This is a genomic window from Corynebacterium coyleae, from assembly GCF_030408635.1.
Taxonomy (GTDB): domain Bacteria; phylum Actinomycetota; class Actinomycetes; order Mycobacteriales; family Mycobacteriaceae; genus Corynebacterium; species Corynebacterium coyleae.
The window spans coordinates 2,067,709-2,084,644 of sequence record NZ_CP047198.1 but is presented as its reverse complement, the minus strand read 5'-3'; the positions used below and the strand labels follow the sequence as shown (position 1 = coordinate 2,084,644).

18 protein-coding genes and 1 tRNA gene are annotated in these 16,936 nt (G+C 62.1%); 10 read left to right on the top strand and 9 right to left on the bottom strand.

Annotation, left to right across the window (positions count from 1 at the left end; all coding sequences use genetic code 11):
- Positions 1 to 7: 7 nt before the first annotated feature.
- Complete coding sequence (gene radA, locus CCOY_RS10195; RefSeq protein ID WP_070771822.1) at positions 8 to 1,372, bottom strand: DNA repair protein RadA; 1,365 nt, start codon at positions 1,370 to 1,372, stop codon at positions 8 to 10.
- Between the two features lie 118 nt (positions 1,373 to 1,490).
- Positions 1,491 to 2,030, bottom strand: coding sequence for a hypothetical protein (locus CCOY_RS10190; RefSeq protein ID WP_070422495.1), 540 nt, complete (start codon positions 2,028 to 2,030; stop codon positions 1,491 to 1,493).
- A 157-nt stretch (positions 2,031 to 2,187) separates the two neighbouring features.
- Here CCOY_RS10190 and CCOY_RS10185 point away from each other — a divergent pair, with 157 nt between their 5' ends.
- The 6 genes from CCOY_RS10185 to rlmB all read left to right on the top strand — a co-directional run bounded on the left by CCOY_RS10185 (position 2,188) and on the right by rlmB (position 7,855).
- Entirely contained in the window at positions 2,188 to 2,766 is a 579-nt protein-coding gene (locus CCOY_RS10185; protein WP_070450262.1) for a CarD family transcriptional regulator, read from the top strand.
- Positions 2,767 to 2,775: 9 nt separating this feature from the next.
- Positions 2,776 to 3,498: a 2-C-methyl-D-erythritol 4-phosphate cytidylyltransferase gene (ispD, locus tag CCOY_RS10180; RefSeq protein WP_143028423.1), complete on the top strand. Its 723-nt coding sequence runs from the start codon at positions 2,776 to 2,778 to the stop codon at positions 3,496 to 3,498.
- Positions 3,499 to 3,597: 99 nt separating this feature from the next.
- The gene (locus tag CCOY_RS10175; protein WP_092100637.1) at positions 3,598 to 5,073 is read left to right on the top strand and encodes an HNH endonuclease signature motif containing protein; all 1,476 of its coding nucleotides are present in this window, start codon (positions 3,598 to 3,600) and stop codon (positions 5,071 to 5,073) included.
- Positions 5,070 to 5,555, top strand: a complete 486-nt coding sequence (gene ispF / locus CCOY_RS10170; RefSeq protein ID WP_070422499.1) for a 2-C-methyl-D-erythritol 2,4-cyclodiphosphate synthase — start codon at positions 5,070 to 5,072, stop codon at positions 5,553 to 5,555. The genes CCOY_RS10175 and ispF overlap by 4 nt, the downstream gene beginning before the upstream one ends.
- A 5-nt stretch (positions 5,556 to 5,560) precedes the next feature.
- A complete protein-coding gene (gene cysS / locus CCOY_RS10165) occupies positions 5,561 to 6,919 on the top strand; it encodes a cysteine--tRNA ligase (RefSeq protein ID WP_092100635.1) in 1,359 nt (452 codons plus the stop codon).
- A gap of 3 nt (positions 6,920 to 6,922) precedes the next feature.
- Complete coding sequence (gene rlmB, locus CCOY_RS10160) at positions 6,923 to 7,855, top strand: 23S rRNA (guanosine(2251)-2'-O)-methyltransferase RlmB (protein ID WP_092100633.1); 933 nt, start codon at positions 6,923 to 6,925, stop codon at positions 7,853 to 7,855.
- Here the strand turns inward: rlmB and CCOY_RS10155 are convergent.
- From CCOY_RS10155 to thrE, 6 genes are read right to left on the bottom strand one after another with little or no spacing between them, the layout of a single operon-like run.
- The gene (locus CCOY_RS10155; RefSeq protein ID WP_092100631.1) at positions 7,818 to 8,600 is read right to left on the bottom strand and encodes a CE1 family esterase; all 783 of its coding nucleotides are present in this window, start codon (positions 8,598 to 8,600) and stop codon (positions 7,818 to 7,820) included. The genes rlmB and CCOY_RS10155 overlap by 38 nt on opposite strands.
- Entirely contained in the window at positions 8,582 to 9,289 is a 708-nt protein-coding gene (locus CCOY_RS10150) for a trehalose-phosphatase (RefSeq protein WP_092100629.1), read from the bottom strand. The genes CCOY_RS10155 and CCOY_RS10150 overlap by 19 nt, the downstream gene beginning before the upstream one ends.
- On the bottom strand, positions 9,283 to 9,684 hold the full coding sequence (locus CCOY_RS10145) for a YajG family lipoprotein (protein ID WP_092100627.1): 402 nt from the start codon (positions 9,682 to 9,684) through the stop codon (positions 9,283 to 9,285). Before CCOY_RS10145 ends, CCOY_RS10150 begins: the two co-directional genes overlap by 7 nt.
- On the bottom strand, positions 9,681 to 10,958 hold the full coding sequence (locus CCOY_RS10140; RefSeq protein WP_092100625.1) for an alpha,alpha-trehalose-phosphate synthase (UDP-forming): 1,278 nt from the start codon (positions 10,956 to 10,958) through the stop codon (positions 9,681 to 9,683). The genes CCOY_RS10145 and CCOY_RS10140 overlap by 4 nt, the downstream gene beginning before the upstream one ends.
- Entirely contained in the window at positions 10,958 to 11,332 is a 375-nt protein-coding gene (locus CCOY_RS10135) for a hypothetical protein (RefSeq protein WP_070422506.1), read from the bottom strand. The genes CCOY_RS10140 and CCOY_RS10135 overlap by 1 nt, the downstream gene beginning before the upstream one ends.
- A 58-nt stretch (positions 11,333 to 11,390) precedes the next feature.
- A complete protein-coding gene (gene thrE / locus CCOY_RS10130; RefSeq protein ID WP_244268636.1) occupies positions 11,391 to 12,839 on the bottom strand; it encodes a threonine/serine exporter ThrE in 1,449 nt (482 codons plus the stop codon).
- Positions 12,840 to 12,905: 66 nt separating this feature from the next.
- Here thrE and CCOY_RS10125 point away from each other — a divergent pair.
- The 3 genes from CCOY_RS10125 to CCOY_RS10115 all read left to right on the top strand — a co-directional run bounded on the left by CCOY_RS10125 (position 12,906) and on the right by CCOY_RS10115 (position 15,258).
- Positions 12,906 to 12,978, top strand: a tRNA-Thr gene (locus CCOY_RS10125).
- Between the two features lie 165 nt (positions 12,979 to 13,143).
- The gene (locus CCOY_RS10120; RefSeq protein WP_070422508.1) at positions 13,144 to 13,848 is read left to right on the top strand and encodes a response regulator transcription factor; all 705 of its coding nucleotides are present in this window, start codon (positions 13,144 to 13,146) and stop codon (positions 13,846 to 13,848) included.
- Positions 13,849 to 13,863: 15 nt separating this feature from the next.
- Positions 13,864 to 15,258 carry a sensor histidine kinase gene (locus CCOY_RS10115; protein ID WP_070568768.1) on the top strand — a complete coding sequence of 465 codons (1,395 nt, stop codon included), beginning with the start codon at positions 13,864 to 13,866 and terminating at the stop codon, positions 15,256 to 15,258.
- On the opposite strand, the gene CCOY_RS10110 is transcribed toward CCOY_RS10115, so the two are convergent.
- Positions 15,236 to 15,652 (bottom strand): HIT family protein, encoded by a 417-nt coding sequence (locus CCOY_RS10110; RefSeq protein WP_070614427.1) that lies wholly within the window; start codon positions 15,650 to 15,652, stop codon positions 15,236 to 15,238. The genes CCOY_RS10115 and CCOY_RS10110 overlap by 23 nt on opposite strands.
- Before the next feature lie 31 nt (positions 15,653 to 15,683).
- Between CCOY_RS10110 and purD the strand changes: the two genes are divergently transcribed.
- Positions 15,684 to 16,934: a phosphoribosylamine--glycine ligase gene (gene purD, locus CCOY_RS10105; protein ID WP_092100623.1), complete on the top strand. Its 1,251-nt coding sequence runs from the start codon at positions 15,684 to 15,686 to the stop codon at positions 16,932 to 16,934.
- Positions 16,935 to 16,936: the final 2 nt, after the last annotated feature.

Here is a 16,936-nt window from a genome sequence, read left to right as displayed (position 1 = left end):
CTTGTAGTTATTTAGCTAACAGCGCGATCGCCTCCCCGAGCGTAGAGACCTGACTGACCCGCATTCCCTCGACCGGTTCGAGTTCTCCGCTGGGCACGATCGCGTTTTCGTATCCCAACCTCGCCGCCTCCTGCAGGCGGCGTCCGAGGTTAGGCACCCTTCGTAGTTCACCCGCGAGGCCCACTTCGCCGATGACCACAGTCTTCGGCGGCAGCGGTGTTTCGTGCAGGCTCGACCATGTAGCCAGCGCGACCGCAAGATCCGTTGCTGTTTCGGTGATCTTCACACCGCCAACGGTTGCTACGTACGCGTCCTTGTCATTCGTGCGCTGCCCGCAGCGTGCCTGCAGGACAGCGAGCACCATCGGCACCCTGTTGAAATCCAAGCCCGTGACCACGCGTCGCGGGCTCTTATTCACCGGATCGACGGTAAGTGCCTGGACTTCCGCCAGCATCGGCCGGACGCCATCCATCGCCACCGTGACCGCAGAACCGTCCGGAGTCTTCCCGCGGTGAGAGAGGAACAGCCCCGATGGGTCCGGTACCTCCCGGATGCCACCAGCGGTCTGCTCGAAGCACCCCACCTCGTCCGTCGCCCCGAAGCGATTCTTCATGCCACGCAGCATGCGTAACGACGACTGCCTGTCACCCTCAAAGTTCAACACCACATCCACCAGGTGCTCGAGCACGCGCGGGCCGGCCACGTTGCCGTCCTTAGTCACATGCCCCACCAGGATGATCGGCAGGTTCGTCGTCTTCGCCAGTGTGGTCAGCGCAGCCGTTACTGCGCGGGACTGTGCCACCCCACCCGCAACACCCTCCACACCCGCGGCGTGCATAGTCTGCACCGAATCCACAATGAGCAGCGAGGGGTTGACCTGCTGGACGTGGCCAAACACCACGTCGAGGTTCGACTCCGCCGCCAAGTACAGCGTGTCTTTCAACGCATCGGTGCGTTCAGCACGGGCACGGACCTGGCCTGCAGATTCCTCAGCAGTCACGTATAGCGCCTTGCGGCCATCCATCGCCGCCCACCGCGATGCCACTTCAAGCAACAGCGTCGATTTACCCACGCCCGGCTCACCGGCCATCAGCACCACCGACCCCGGCACGACACCGGAACCCAACACCCGGTCGAGTTCCCGGATGCCAGAGGGCAACGTGCGCGTCGCAGTCGCGTTCACCTTCGTAATCGGGGTCGCGGGCGACGTTGGTGTCAGCGCGGACGTCTTTACCGAACCTGCGGAAACCGCAGCCGGCGCTTCTTCTTGCAACGTTCCCCACGACCCGCACTCAGGGCAGCGGCCGAGCCACTTCGGGGAAGAGTAGCCGCATTCGGAGCACGTGTGGATCACGCGAGGTTTCTTAGCCATGTGCGACACCGTATAACACGCACACGACACGGAGCCTGCAAGTGTTCGAAAAGTGTTCGAAAACGAAAAGGCCGCTGGTTAACCCAGCGGCATGTGTTCGTCGATAAGCGAAAAGCTCTTAGTGCTTCGCGCCAGTCTCGCGGTCAACCTGGCCCGAAACGAGGTGCGGTGCAGACACGGTAGCCACTACGTCGATGGAGCCGGTGTCAAAGTTGAACGTGACCGGGACGTTGCCACCGTACGCGAAATCGTCGTTAGCCAGCGAGGTAGCGGTGTAGCTGATGCAGTTCGCGTCATCCTGCGGCAGGCGCTCGAGGCCCTCGGCGGAATCAGCAACCAACACGCAGTTGTACTTAATCGTGTTGTTGTTTGCGATCTTGACGGTGTTGCCACCAGCGGTGACGGACTTCAACGTGTGATCCGTCATGGAGGTGTCCTGGTTCGTCGCGGTGAACTTGAGGGCAGCCTTGCCGTCCTCAGCCAAGACGACGGTGACATCCTGCACAGCAACTTCGCCGTTCTCGGTTGCGGCGCTGGCACCATCCACAGCAGCGACCTGGTTCGAGGTCTGAGTAATCTGGCCAGCGGAGCAGCCAACAAGGGCCAAGGATGCGCAGCCAGCGGCAGCGATAACGGCTACCTGCTTCAGGGACTTCACGTGGGGTCCTCCATAGTCAAACGGTTTCGAAGGTTATTCTCTGGAATACTTTAGCGCCTAGACAGCAACTTTTCCCATTTTATCCCCTATTCGGAGCTTTGAAGGCGGTGGTAGGGTTGTGGGGTCAAAACTTCGCCGGGAGCACCAAGGAGCGTTTATGGAATTCAAGGTCGGAGAAGTGGTCGTTTACCCGCACCACGGCGCGGCGCGTATCGCCGACATCGAAGAGCGTGAGATGCGCGGCGAGAAGCTGGACTTCTTGGTGCTGCAGATTCTCCACTCAGACCTTGAGGTTCGCGTGCCCGTAAAGAACTCCGAGCTTGTCGGCGTGCGTGACGTAGTCAACGAGGAGGGCCTGCAGAAGGTGTTCTCCGTGCTGCGTGAGACGGATGTTGAGGAGGCCGGCAACTGGTCTCGTCGCTACAAGGCGAACCAGGAGCGCCTTGCCTCCGGCGACATTAATAAGGTGGCCGAGGTTGTACGTGACCTGTGGCGCCGTGACCAGGGCAAGGGTCTTTCTGCTGGTGAGAAGCGCATGCTTGGTAAGGCTCGCCAGATTCTCGTCGGTGAGCTCGCGCTTGCAGAGCCTGTTGATGAGAAGAAGGTCGAGGAGATGGAAGCCGAGATCCAGAAGATCATCGACGAGCAGGTCAAGGCCGGTATCTCCGAGGCGCCGGGCGATGTTGACGCCGAAGATGATGTTGACCTCGACGAGCTTTCTTTCGACGACGAGTAAGACGAGCCCTTGGACCGCCGTGTTGTAGCGGTTGTTGCCGCAGCAGGTCAGGGCACCCGGCTGGGCGCTGAGGTGCCAAAGGCGTACGTCCCGTTGCGCGGGCGCACGCTTTTGGAGCGTTCCGTCACCGCGATGGAAACCTCCGAGATTGTGGACCAGGTGGTCGTCGTCATCAGTCCTGCGATGGAGGAGCATGCCCGACAGTGCCTGCGGGGGCACGACGTGCAGTTTGTGCATGGCGGTGCGGAGCGCGCGGACTCCATCTACGCAGCGCTCGAAGCAATTTCGCTTGACGACGCCTGCGTGCTCGTCCACGACGCCGCCCGCGCCCTCACCCCTCCCGGCATGATTGCCCGCGTGGCCCGTGCCGTGCTCGATGGCGCGCCCGCGGTGGTGCCGATTGTACCTGTCGCGGACACCATTAAACAGGTCAGTGGGGGTGCGGTGGATGCGGTGGAGGCGACGCTGGACCGCAGCCGTTTGCGGGCCGCACAGACACCGCAAGGCTTTGACCTGCGCCAATTGCGTGCCGCCAACCGTGCTTACCTTGAGCAGTCGCCCGAGTTCGTGGCAACTGATGACGCGTCTCTAATGGAGTGGTACGGCGCCCCCGTCACCACTGTTCAGGGCGATCCGATGGCGTTCAAGATTACCACCCCGATCGATCTTCGCCTGGCGAAAAGCATTACCGATGAGGCCGAGCCGACCGTGTTCGAGATCCCCGGCAACTAGCTAGGGCGTTCGAACGAATTATCTAAAAAGTTTCGAAAAACCCTTGCATTGTCGCGGTGGTGGCATGTATGTTCGATTGAAAGATCGAAAGGGGGGACAATGTCTACCGGATACTTCGCAACAGAACGTCAGGGTGACCAGATTAGCGTCGCAGGTCAAGCGATGCGAGACGCGGAATACAGTATCTTTCACGCTTACGCTGAACCCGGTGCGATTATCGACGACTTCGAACTGGTAAGCCAGCGCATCGCAAGCGCCGCCGGCCGTACCGTGAGCTGGGCTGAAAGCGGAATTCTTGGGTATAGCGTCTTGGCAGACCTGCCGAAACTACGCCAAATGCAGGCTGATATGCGACGGCTAGATATCACGCGCCTTAGCGCAATCGAGACCGTGCTAAACCGGTTGAACGATCTCGCCACGCCCGAAGTGTTGGCTGAGTTCGACGACTACCTAGTCAAGGTGTTCACGCCGCGTTCCGCCGGGATGGAGTTGCCATCGGCGACGTCGCTAAAGCGCCGCCTGCGGGACCGGATCAAGCAGGTTGATGCGAAGTTGGCACCAAGCCCGAAGAAAACGAAAGCTCGCAAGAAAGCAAAAGATGCGCCATTCGGCACCTGCCAAGGCGTGTTCTATGGCCAAGACGACGGGGACGCCGGTCTGAATATCTCTGGCGACTCGGCAACGATTGGTCTGATGGATATGTATGTCGGTGCCGTCGCGAAGGAACACAAGCTCAGTCGTGACGATGCACTGCAGATGATCCTCACCGGCCAGCAGCACTCGTCGATTCAGTTGGTGCTGCACGTGTTTTCGCCGAAGACCCCAAGCGCCGGCTACTTCGTTCCCGGCTTCGGCTGGTCGGGGGCAGACGGCACGGAAATCATCGACGCGCTCAAAGAAACCGCCAAGGTGAAGGTCATCGACCTCGACGAGGCTGAACATGCCGAGACCGACGCCTATGTGCCCACCGACGCAATGAAGGCTTTCGTGCAGACCCGCGACGGTTCCTGCCGTTGGCCCGGTTGCAACGTGCCGGCAAAGCGTTGCCAGCTCGATCACCGGATTCCATACGGCAACGGCGGCAAAACGACGCCGTCGAACCTGTTCTGTCTGTGCCAGCGTCACCACAACATCAAGACGGACCGCCGCGCTACCTATGTGGTCGATCACGTCACGGGCGAAGTCGTCTGGCTTTTCGATGACGGCACCTTCCAGGTCAGCGAACCCGACGGCTTGATCGTCGAGTATCTCGCCGAAGGTGAAAACCCGCGGTGGAAGTCCACTCTGGAACAGCGTCGGAAGCGGCGCCGCGACAGTGCGGAGTTCAACGCCCGGTGTCACTCGGCGGTGGAGCAGTACGAAAAGGACTACGACTGGGAAGCCTGCGTGGAAACGATCACCACGCTGGAGGATAAGTTTGGCCGCAAGTTCGAGTATGCGCCGGAGAAGATGCCGGAGATTACGCCGGAACTCCTCGCCTCGCTGAAGAGACACCTGCGCGACCTCGAACTGGAGCGCGAGGGCTTCGAAGAATACGACTCGGCGTCCCCGGAGTGGGTAGTGTTCAGTCCATGACGAATCTGCGAGTTGGTACTGCCTTCGATGCCCATCAGATCCAGGCCGGGAAGGAGTGCTGGATCGCCGGAATTCTGCACGAGGGCCAGGATGGTTGCGAAGGTCATTCAGATGGCGATGTTGTCAGCCACGCGATCGTGGACGCGGTGCTGTCGGCGGCGGGCCTTGGGGATCTCGGCTCGTTCGTCGGGGTCGGCCGCCCGGAGTATGACGGGGTCCGAGGGGTGCAGTTGCTCGAGGAGCTCCGTGCGCTTGTCGACGACCACGGCCACACCGTCGTCAATGTTTCTGCACAAATGATTGGGCAGACCCCGAAGATGGGCCCGGTGCGGGAGGAAGCGGAGCGGGTGTTGTCGCAGGCTTTGGGTGCTCCGGTGTCGGTGTCGGCGACGACGACGGACCACATGGGGTTCACTGGTTCGGGTGAGGGCCGGGCGGCGATTGCCACTGCGTTGGTGGAATTGAACGGCAACGTAGGATAAACGGCGTGAATCAACGTATTTTCGACACCAAGACCCGCACGCTGCGAGACTTCGAGCCGGTGAATCCTGGCCACGTTTCGATTTATCTGTGTGGCGCCACTCCGCAGGCGAAGCCGCATATTGGCCACCTGCGTTCGGGTGTTGCGTTCGATATTGTTCGTCGCTGGTTTGCGGCGAAGGGCAACGACGTCGCGTTTGTGCGCAACGTTACGGATATTGACGACAAGATTCTCGCCAAGGCAGACGAGCGCAATCGCCCCTGGTGGGAGTGGGTGTCCACGTACGAGCGTGAGTTCACGCGCGCGTACGACACGCTTGGTGTGTTGCCGCCGTCGGTGGAGCCGCGGGCGACTGGGCATGTGACGCAGATGGTCGATTACATGCAGCGCCTGATTGATAACGGCTACGCCTATGCAGCGGACGGTTCGGTGTACTTCGACGTCGACGCTTGGGTGAAGGCGGGCGGCGATTACGGCTCAATTTCCGGCAACAAGGTTGAGGAGATGGAGCAGGGGGAGACGTCGAACGCGGGCAAGCGAGGCGCACGTGACTTCGCGTTGTGGAAGGCGGCGAAGCCGGGTGAGCCGAGTTGGCCGACCCCGTGGGGCGATGGGCGTCCGGGGTGGCACTTGGAGTGCTCGGCGATGTCCACGTGGTACCTGGGTGGCACGTTTGACATCCACGGTGGTGGCCTTGACCTGCAGTTCCCGCACCACGAGAACGAGCAGGCGCAGTCGCATGCGGCGGGCGATGATTTCGCGCAGTATTGGATGCACAACCACTGGGTGACCATGGCTGGCGAGAAGATGTCGAAGAGCCTGGGCAATGTGCTGTCCATCGACAACATGCTGGAGGAGGTGCGCCCGGTGGAGTTGCGTTACTACCTCGGGTCGGCGCATTACCGCAGCGTGTTGGAGTATTCGCCGGAGGCGCTCAAGGAAGCTGCGGCCGGCTTTAGGCGCATCGAGGAGTTTGTGAAGCGCGCTGGTATGCCGGAGCCGTCGACGTGGACTGAGGCATTTGAGCAGGCGCTTAACGACGACTTCGCCGTCCCGAAAGCCCTCGCAGAAATCCACAACCTTGTGCGCGAGGGCAATAAGGCAGCCGATCCGGCCCCGATCGCGGCGCAGGTGCGTGCGATGGCGGCGGTGTTGGGTGTTGATCCGGGGGCGTGGCCGTCGTCGTCAAGCAATGGCAATAGCAAGGCATTAGACGTGCTGGTGGAAGCTGAACTGGAACGCCGTGCGACCGCGCGTGCGGAGAAGGATTGGGCCACGGCGGACGAGGTGCGCGACCGGTTGGCGCGTGCGGGAATTGAAGTGACCGACACGGCCGAGGGGCCGCAGTGGCAGGTAAAGGAGTAGACGATGGCGAAACCGTATCAGCGTCGTGACGTACAGAAGAAGAACAAGAAGGGCCCAACGAAGGGCTCTGGCGGGCAGCGTCGCCGTGGCCTGAAGGGCAAGGGTGCGACGCCGAAGGCTGAGGATCGCGTCTACCACGCGGCGCATAAGCGCAAGTTGGAGCAAAAGCGCCGCGCGCAGGGTCGGCACGACCGTGAGGTGGCGGATCTGGTGGTGGGCCGCAACCCGGTCATTGAGTGTCTGAAGGCGAAGGTGCCGTCGGAGGCGTTGTTCGTCGCGCAGGGCACCGGCCACGATGATCGTCTGAGCGAGGCCGTTGCGCTGGCGAACAGCAAGAACATTCCGGTGCAGGAAGTGCCGCGTCAGCAGTTGGATGCGATGACCGGTAACGGCCTACACCAGGGCATCGGACTGAAGATCCAGCCGTACAAGTACGCGGACCTGGATGACCTGCTGGAGTCGGTGGATGGCCCCGGCATGTTTGTGGTGCTGGACAACATTACGGATCCGCGCAATCTTGGTGCGGTGATTCGTTCGACTGCGGCGTTCGGTGGTAACGGCGTGATCATCCCGGAACGGCGTTCGGCGCAGGTCACGGGTGTGGCGTGGCGGACGTCGGCGGGTACGGCGGCGCAGTTGCCGGTGGCGCGCGTGACCAACGTGACTCGCACGGTGAAGAAGTTCCAGGACAACGGCTACACGGTCGTCGGCCTGGATGCGGGCGGCGAGCACACCCTGGACACGTTTGACCAGGCCACGGGCCCGGTAGTGATCGTGGTTGGCTCCGAAGGCAAGGGCATTTCACGCCTGGTGCGCGAGAACTGCGACGTGATCATGTCGGTGCTGATGACGGATTGGGTGGAGTCCCTCAACGCGTCGGTGGCGGCGGGCGTGGTGCTTAGCGAGTTCGCTCGTCAAAGAAGAATCGCTGAATAACCTCACCGCCGGTGATCTCGTCGGTGCCGGGCCCAAGCCGCGCGTCGAGCGTTTTGGCTACCGGCACCATGTGGCCGAAGCCGTCGATGGTGATGAGGCGGACGGGGGCGGGGCCGTGCCAGTCGTCGATACGCAGGGCACCGCTTGTCGACGACCCCCGCCACCCACACGAGTTGAGTTCCGCAAAGAACTGCGCAGAGCTGATTGCGGAACGGGTCTGGCCACGGTTGTTGCCGCCGATCCCGGCTTCGCCGCCGTTGTAGGGGACGAGCGGGTCGGCGGTGCCTTGGACGGAAACGAGCGGGGCGGGCTGATAATCGGAAGTGCCAACACACGTGTTGGATTCGACGGGCATGGAGGCGCCGAAGGTGGCGGCGCCGTCGAGGAGGCCGGGGGCGTCGAAAAGGAGGCGCATGACCATTTGGCCGCCGTTGGAAAAGCCGATGCCGATCACGCGACGCGGGGCGTGGTGTGCGATGACCTTCCGTAGGAATCCGACGTCGTCGATGTTCAGGCGGCGTGCGGACTCGTTGAAACCGGTGCGCAGGTCGTTGAAGTGGTGCTCCACACCGTCCGGGTAGGCCACGGTCGCGCCGAGGGTTTCAAAGGTTCGGTCGGTGAAGTTGCGCATCACGTTGCCGGACTGGCGCGACCCGTGCAGCACCAACAGGAGCGTGTCGGGGTCGCCTTCGACGGCGGTCCAGGTGCGAGTGCGTCCCTGGTGCTCTAGCGAGAGGCGTTCCATGCTTCCCTTTCGTCGGCGAGTTCCGCCAAGAGCTCAGCCATGGCGTCAACATCTGCGACGCGACGCGACGCCAGCGAGGGTTTGTCGCCGACCTTTACCGCCAGGTCGGTGGGGCCGAGGGCGGCGATGGCGGTTTCGTCGGTGTCGTCGTCACCCGCGAACAGGGTGGTGGCGAAGTCACGCTTGTATTCGGCGAGCCAGGTGCCCTTCGTGATATCCACGGCCGAAAACTCCACCACATTGTGTCCCAATGTGATCTTTCGGGCGGGCAGGGCAGCGGCGGCGTCGAGCATGTCCTGGGCCGCCTGCTTATCCGCGACCGGCGCCACGTGCAACACCCTCTGATACGGCTTCACCTCCACATAGGCGGGCGGGATGGCGATGTCGCGCAGTTGGCGTTCGATGTCGTCGAGGTGGGCGCGGGAGTCGTCGTCAAGCGTGGGCCCGGGCTCGGCACCGTGGGAGCCGACGAGGGTGACATTGAGGCCGGAAGGGAGGACCTGGCGCAGACCGTCGAGGTGGCGGCCGGACAGGATTGCAACCTCGGTGCCGGGGAGAGCAGCAAGGCGACGGATCGCGTCCTCGGCCGCCGGATGCATTGTGACCGCGTAGGGGTCGGGGTTGAGTTCAGCAAGCGTGCCGTCGAAGTCGAGGCACACCAACAACGTTTCGGCCTGAGCAATCACCATGTGCGCAGTTTAACGGCCGGGGCATCCACGGCGTCACTGAGCAGGGTGAGTACAAGGTCGGTATCGGTTGGGTGGGTGACGGTGAACTCGGTGTCGTCGTGAAGCAGGGGCGCCAACTGGTCGTGCATGTGGCGGGCCCAACCGGCGCAGTCGCCCGGGTCGCCGACGGTGACGTCGCGCAAACGGACAGTGTCGTCGCCCTCAAACTCGCCGGAAACCTCAGCGCAGCCGGTGGTGCCGGAAAACGACGAACCCGAAAAGGTGACGGATGCGCCGCCGGTATTGCGCGCGACGGGCGCCTCTGGGGCGGTGTACACGCCAACGACGTGCCACTGCTGCGGGCTCGAACACGCCGCGAGCAGCATCACCGGGGCGAGCAGCAGCGCGCGCTTCACAACGCCTCCAAGAAGTCCTGCGCCCAGCGGGTCACGTCGTGTTCCATGACCCAGTCGTGCATCGCCCGCATGCGTGCCGGATCAGGATTGGTTGCGGCCACAATCGCGGCCTTGACGGACCCCAGGTCGAACGGGTTGCACAGGTAGGCCTGGTTGAGCTCCACCGCAGCACCCGCGAACTCGGAGAGCACCAGCGCACCGTCGCCGTTTGGGTGTGCGGCGACGTATTCCTTGGCCACGAGGTTCATGCCGTCCTTAAACGGTGTGACCAGCATGATGTCGGCCGCTGCATAAAAGGTACCCAGCTTGTCCTTGGACACCCCGCGGTGGATGTAGTGCACGACCGGGCGGCCGACCTGGCCGAAGCGGCCGTTGATACGCCCGATCGCCTGCTCAACTTCCGTACGGGTCTTGCGGTAGTGCTCGATGCGTTCACGCGACGGCGTAGCCAACTGCACCACGGCAATATCGTCGAGTTCGCCTTCCTCCAGCAGTTCCTCGACCGCCAGCAGTCGCTGCAGGATGCCCTTGGTGTAATCCATCCGATCCACGCCCAGCAGCACGTGCTTCGGGTTGCCGAGCGAATTGCGCAGTGTGCGTATCGACGACTCCGTCGCCGCCTGCACCTCATCCGCATCAATAGAAATGGGGAAGGTGCCAGTACGAATATCGGTGGTGAGCAGGCGGAAGTTCTCTTCGTCGGTGGTGCGCTGAAAACCGATCAGGTCGCAGCCGGACAGGCCGGAGAGGATCTCGTCGCGCCACGGCAACTGCTGGAACAGCGCTGGTGCCGGGAACGGGATGTGCAGGAAAAAGCCGATGGTTAAGTCGGAGCGTAGTTCGCGCAGCATCCCCGGTACGAGCTGAAGCTGGTAGTCCTGCACCCACACCGTGGCGTTTTTGCCAGCGGCTTTGGCGGTCGCCCGCGCAAACTTTTCGTTGACGGCGACATAGCGCTCCCACCACTCCTGCCTGTACTCGGGGGTGACGATGAGGTCGTGGTACAGCGGCCACAATGTGGAGTTGGAAAAGCCCTCGTAGAAGCCCTCGAAGTCGTCCTGGTCCAAGCACACGGGGACCAGCGAGATGCCGTTGAACTCAAACGGTTCGAGTTCTGCGCTGGTATTGCCAGGCCATCCCACCCAGCAGCCCCCACGGGAGCGCAGTACCGGTGCGAGGGCTGCGACTAAACCGCCAGGGGAGACCTCGTAATGGTCGCCCACCTTGTCTACAGGCAGGCGGTTGGCCACGACGAGGAACTCGTTGCTACCCATTAGGCCTTCTTGGCGGTCTTCTTCGTCGACTTTTTAGCAGTCTTCTTGGCAGCCTTCTTCACTGCCTTCTTGGTGGACTTTTTCTTCGTCGCCTTCTTCTTCGTGGCCTTTTTCTTGGACGCCTTCTTCTTCGTCGCCTTCTTCTTGGTGGCCTTCTTCGGCGCTTCCTCTTCCGCTGCTTGCTCCAGGTCCTCGACGTAGCGCTTGTACACGAAGCCCTGCGGGGTGACACCCAGCATGGACATGAGCGTTACGCCGTCCAGGAAGTCCTCAGCGTAAGTGGCCACGATCCGACGGGCGCCCGACGCAGTTTGCTCCTCAACGGCATGCGTTTGTTCGGCGGTGGGGCGCGAATCGGTGATCTTAGGTGGCACTTGGGGGTTCCTCCTTGCAAGAACGACAGCTAAAGCCCCATCATTCTACGCCACCTGCTTAACGACGGCGCCGTACCCGACGAATCTGCTGGAAAGTCAGCCGGCCAGCGCGCCTAAACGCCTCGTACGGCACGTAGAGCTGTGGGGCACGGATGCGGCGGGCCAGCCACTCGCCGAACACCACGCCGCCGGCTAGGGCGAGGCAGGTGCCGATCGCGGTCAGTAGGTTCATCATGCCGAGCAGGAGCTGCTCGTTCATCAGTGCGTACATGCCGCGGTAGATCCACGAACCGGGCAGGAACGGGGTCACGCCGGCGACAGCAGTGATCACCGGGTTGATCAGGAAGCGGCGGGAAATGAGACCGCCGGCCAAGCCGACGGCGACCGCACACGCCGCGATAGCCAACAGTCGGCCAGCGCCGAGCGGAGTGAGCACGATGTAGAAGATGAATGAACCTGTCGCTGCGGTGACGAAGGACAGCAGCACAGCGGCTCGTTCCGCAAAGCAACACACCGCAAAGGCAGCGGCCGCCATCGCACCACCGAAGGTGGTCAGCCACACGTTGTTGTACGCCGCATCAGCTGGGAGCACCTCGACTGGTGGCAGTGGCATCCCGACCAGCTCGGAAACCTGCACGCCAGCGGCGACGCCTGCGACGATGCCGCCGGTGCCCAACATGGCTTGGAAGAAGCGGGCGGAGGCGTTGACCATGGAGCCGGTGACGCCGTCGAGAAGCGATTGCACCAGCGTCAAACCTGCAAGCAGGACGATGATGCCTGTTGCGATCAGCTGACTGGGGTTGATCGTGTGCCCGATCGAGGCGGAAAAGTCATAGGCGATTGCAGCGGGCAGCGTGGCGACGAACCCACCAATCACATTGTGAAAAAACCCGGGCAACCCGCCACGGGAGAGCAACTTGGAAAAGCCCATGATGAGAAACGCGGTCAGGCCGCCGAAGAACATGAGCAGCAAATCGCCGCCGAGCAGCATGGCGACGAAGAAACCCATCACAGTCCAGCCGGCCAAGTTGCGGGTGTTGCGGTAGGGGATGGGGGCGTTGTCGATCTCGTCGAGAATCTTCTCCGCCATCTCAGGCGGTGTTGCGCCTGAGCGGATCGAGCGGATCAGGCGGTCCACTTCCTGCAGTTTGTGGTAGTTCTCGCTGATCATGGTGACCACGCGGAACACGGTGACCGGGGTGCGATGGTCCACGCCGATGATGGTGTTCAGCGTAATCGTGTTCACCGTGATGGATACGTGCACGTAGTGCAGGCCGTACGACGAACACACGGTGTGGATCTGCTTGATCGCATCCGCGGATGTAGTGGCGTTTGCGATGAGGATTTCCCCGATGCGGGCGGCGATGTTCATCACCGCGGCGACCTCGGTCGGATCGGTCAGGTTGATCGGGGCGAGGACGGATGGGGGAGGAGAGGTGCGGGCAGCGTCGATCGTCGCTAAGCGTTGGCGCGAACCTCTGAGCTTTCCCCACAATCTCTTTTCCACACACGCCACACTATCGGCTTGGCGGTTTTCGCGCGACCACGGGCTATGTGTAAGATCTAGCGCGTTGCTGGAGTGGCGCAATCGGTAGCGCAACGCACTTGTAATGCGTAGGTTGCGAGTTCAAGTCTCGTCTCCAGCTCGTGGGTCCCCTCGTCGATACGTATCGGCGAGGGGGCACTTTCTTTGGCGAACAAAGATCGACTTGCTCAACCTTGGGCAGCAAGTACACAGGCGACGTACAGCGTTGTGTTGTTTAATCGTGGCAAGTGCATGATTGCCGCAAAAATTAAGGAGAACACAAACCATGGCTGACTCGCAGAACCTCAAAGTGCTGGTTGTTGATGACGAGCCGAACATCGTCGAACTGTTGACGGTGTCTCTGAAGTTCCAGGGTTTTGATGTGGAGACCGCCAACTCTGGTGCGGAAGCCCTCGAGCTGGCGCGCACCTCCCGCCCGGATGCGTACATCCTGGACGTGATGATGCCGGAGATGGACGGCTTTGAGCTGCTCAGCAAGCTACGAGCAGAAGGACTTGACAGTCCGGTGCTGTTCCTGACAGCAAAGGATGCCGTGGAGGACCGTATCCACGGCCTGACCATTGGCGCGGATGATTACGTGACCAAGCCGTTCTCGCTCGAAGAGGTGATCACGCGCCTGCGTGTGATCCTGCGGCGCGGCAACGTGGTGGACGATTCGAACCAGGATTCCACTCTGCGTTATGCGGACTTGACGCTTAACGACGACACCCACGAGGTCACCAAAGCCGGCGAGATCGTCGAGCTCTCCCCGACGGAGTTCAACCTGCTGCGCTACCTCATGCTCAACGCTGAGGTGGTCGTGTCCAAGGCGAAGATCCTGGACAACGTGTGGCACTACGACTTCGGCGGCGACGGCAACGTGGTCGAGTCCTACATTTCCTACCTGCGCCGCAAGGTAGACACGGGCGATGTGCCGCTGATCCACACGGTCCGTGGTGTCGGTTACGTGCTGCGCACCCCACGCCAGTAGGCCTTTCGCAACGTTATGGCGTATTCCTTATTTACGGGGCCGACAAAGAAGCCACTGAAGCGGCAACTTGTCACCACCGTGATGGTCATCTCCGTGATCGGTACGACACTGAGTTCCGTGCTGATCTACTTCCTCATGCGCAACCTGCTGCTGGATCGTGCAGACGACCAGCTGCGGGAAGGCTTGGATACGTGGGCGCACCAGGGGCCGGTGTGGCAGTTCAACCCTTGGAACCTGCCGAGTGAGTTCACCCAATCCAGGCTGTACCCGGACCGGGGCGTGATGGTGTCGCGCCCGGGGGAGGTCAACTCGCCAGATTGGAGCCAGATCAAAACGACTGACTTCGGACAGTTGGTCACGATCACTTCTGATCTCAGCGACCCAAATACGACGACTGTGAAGCGCTGGCGTGCCATTGCCACGGAGCAGTCCGACGGCTCCGTGCAGTATGTGGCGAAGTCGCTGGAGTCGGAGTACCGGATGTTGCGCTCCCTGGCACAGATTGAGGCGCTGGTTGGGGCGTTGGTGCTCGTCGGCATTGGCATTGCAAGTAACTACTTTGTGGCACGTGCGTTGGCTCCGTTAAAGATTGTGGAAAACACCGCTCTGGCGATCGCCGGAGGCGATACCGACAGGCGAGTGCCCGCTTGGCCACGTGAGACAGAAGTGGGCAGTCTGTCGTTTGCCATGAACACCATGGTGAGCCGCTTGCAAGAATCGCTGGAAAATGCGAAAGCGCAGGAAGAGCAGATGCGCCGCTTCGTTGGCGATGCTTCACACGAACTGCGTACACCGCTCACCAGCGTGCGCGGATACACCGAGCTGTACCGCAAGGGCATGGTGGATGACCCGCAAATGGTGCTGAGCAAGATCGATGAAGAGTCCGCGCGTATGCAGCTGCTCGTCGAGGACCTGCTGGCGCTAACCCGTGCGGAGGGTTCCCGCCTGGAGAAGCAGGAGGTGGATGTGCTCGAGCTTGCGCTTTCGGTGAAGGACTCGATGCACGCCGCCTACCCAGAGCGGGTGGTGGACGTGGTCAAGGACACCCCAGACGTCCCTGTCGTGGTGGGGGATCCCGGCCGGCTGCGCCAGGTAGTGGTCAACTTGGTCACTAACGCCTTTAAGCACGCGGGTCCGGATGCAGAGGTGACCATCACGATCCGGCACAACCTGGACCGTGTGGTCCTCGACATTGCGGATAATGGCTGCGGCATGGAACAGAAGGACGCCGAGCATATTTTCGAGCGCTTCTACCGCGCGGATGCGTCGCGCAACCGCAGCTCGGGCGGTGGCTCGGGTCTGGGGCTGGCGATTACCAAGTCGCTGATCGAGGCCCACGGCGGCACCGTGGTTGTCGATACGGCGCCGGGCGAGGGCTCGACGTTTACTATTTCGCTTCCAGCTGCTTAATGCCTTCGCGGATGGTGTCGGCGGCGGCGTCCATCTTGGCGGCGTCGGTTTCGTCGGCACGCATTGCGCTGGCCAGCGAGTAGCCGGACATGTCGTTGGCGGGGAAGACGTGGATGTGGGCGTGGGGGACCTCGAATCCTGCGATGAGGTAGCCCGCGCGCTGCGCATCAAACTTATCGACGACAACCCGTCCGACCTTCTGCGCCACCTCATTCATGTGCGCCCACAGGTCCGCCGGGATGTCGGTCCACTTGTCAATCTCTTCGATGGGAACGACCAGCGTGTGGCCGTACGCGACCGGTTCGATGGTGAGGAAGGCTGCGACCTTGTCGTCCTGGTACACAATTCGGCCCGGGATGTCGCCTGCAATAATTTTGCTGAATACAGTGCTCATAGTCTCCGACGCTACCGGTAAGTTGGATCGCATGCGCATCCTTGTCATCGGTTCGGGCGGCCGGGAACACGCCCTTCTCCATGCAATGCACGGCAATGAGCTCACTGTCGCGCCGGGTAACGCGGGTATGTCCCGCCTGGCCACGGTGCGTCCGCTCGACGTGTCGTCCCCAGTAGATATTGTGTCGCTCGCCCGTGAGATCGACGCGGAACTCGTGGTCATCGGACCTGAGGTGCCGTTGGTTGCGGGTGCAGCCGACGCGTTGATCGACGCCGGCTTCCCCGTCTTCGGACCAACGAAGGCGGCCGCGCAGCTTGAGGGCTCGAAGGCGTTTGCCAAGGAAGTCATGGCGGCAGCTGGTGTGAAGACGGCGACGGCGACCCGCGTGGAATCCGCCGACACCATCGAGGCAGCGCTTGACGAGTACGGCCCGCGCTACGTGGTCAAAGACGACGGCCTTGCTGGAGGCAAGGGCGTTGTGGTCACCGAGGACCGTGCCGAGGCCAAGGCACACGCGGAAGCTGTCATTGAGGCCGGCAACCCGGTGTTGTTCGAGTCCTTCCTTGAAGGCCCGGAGGTGTCGCTGTTCTGCCTCGTCGACGGCGAAACGGTCGTGCCGCTGCTGCCCGCTCAGGACCACAAGCGTGCCTACGACAATGACGAAGGCCCGAACACCGGTGGCATGGGTGCGTACGCGCCGCTGCCGTGGTTGCCGGAGAACGGGGTGCAGGTGCTTGTCGACGACATCGCCCGCCCCGTGGCCACCGAAATGGTCAACCGTGGCATTCCGTACCAGGGCCTGCTCTACATCGGTGCCGCGTGGGGGCCGGAAGGCCCGGCGGTGGTGGAGTTCAACGCCCGCTTCGGTGACCCGGAAACCCAGGCCGTGCTGTCGTTGTTGGAGACCCCGCTGGCGGAGGTGCTGCTGGCCGTCGCACAAGGTCGCCTGAGTGAGATCGAGCCGCTGCAGTGGCGCGAGGGGTTCGCCGCCATGGTGGTGCTGGCTGCCGAGGGCTACCCGCAGTCCGCAAAGACCGGTGGTGTGATCACCGGCGACGCACTCGATGACCCGACGAAGGTCCTCCACGCAGGCACCAAGGAAGCGGACGGCAAGTATGTGGCGTCTGGTGGCCGTGTGCTTGGTGTCGTCGGCAATGGCGCAACGCTCAAGGAGGCCGTGGACAACGCGTACCGCATCATTGAGGGCATCGAACTGCCCGGATCCTTCTACCGCAAAGACATCGCCCGCCCCGCCATCGAAGGCGCTATTTCCCTAGGATAAAT

Excerpts from the sequence above, each read along its gene's own strand:
- radA (WP_070771822.1), bottom strand. The coding sequence starts at position 1,372 with ATGGCTAAGAAACCTCGCGTGATCCACACGTGCTCCGAATGCGGCTAC.
- CCOY_RS10150 (WP_092100629.1), bottom strand. The coding sequence starts at position 9,289 with ATGGTGATTGCTCAGGCCGAAACGTTGTTGGTGTGCCTCGACTTCGAC.
- CCOY_RS10140 (WP_092100625.1), bottom strand. The coding sequence starts at position 10,958 with ATGGGTAGCAACGAGTTCCTCGTCGTGGCCAACCGCCTGCCTGTAGAC.
- CCOY_RS10110 (WP_070614427.1), bottom strand. The coding sequence starts at position 15,652 with ATGAGCACTGTATTCAGCAAAATTATTGCAGGCGACATCCCGGGCCGA.
- CCOY_RS10115 (WP_070568768.1), top strand. The coding sequence starts at position 13,864 with ATGGCGTATTCCTTATTTACGGGGCCGACAAAGAAGCCACTGAAGCGG.
- CCOY_RS10155 (WP_092100631.1), bottom strand. The coding sequence starts at position 8,600 with ATGGAACGCCTCTCGCTAGAGCACCAGGGACGCACTCGCACCTGGACC.
- purD (WP_092100623.1), top strand. The coding sequence starts at position 15,684 with ATGCGCATCCTTGTCATCGGTTCGGGCGGCCGGGAACACGCCCTTCTC.
- ispF (WP_070422499.1), top strand. The coding sequence starts at position 5,070 with ATGACGAATCTGCGAGTTGGTACTGCCTTCGATGCCCATCAGATCCAG.
- rlmB (WP_092100633.1), top strand. The coding sequence starts at position 6,923 with ATGGCGAAACCGTATCAGCGTCGTGACGTACAGAAGAAGAACAAGAAG.
- CCOY_RS10120 (WP_070422508.1), top strand. The coding sequence starts at position 13,144 with ATGGCTGACTCGCAGAACCTCAAAGTGCTGGTTGTTGATGACGAGCCG.
- CCOY_RS10185 (WP_070450262.1), top strand. The coding sequence starts at position 2,188 with ATGGAATTCAAGGTCGGAGAAGTGGTCGTTTACCCGCACCACGGCGCG.
- CCOY_RS10175 (WP_092100637.1), top strand. The coding sequence starts at position 3,598 with ATGTCTACCGGATACTTCGCAACAGAACGTCAGGGTGACCAGATTAGC.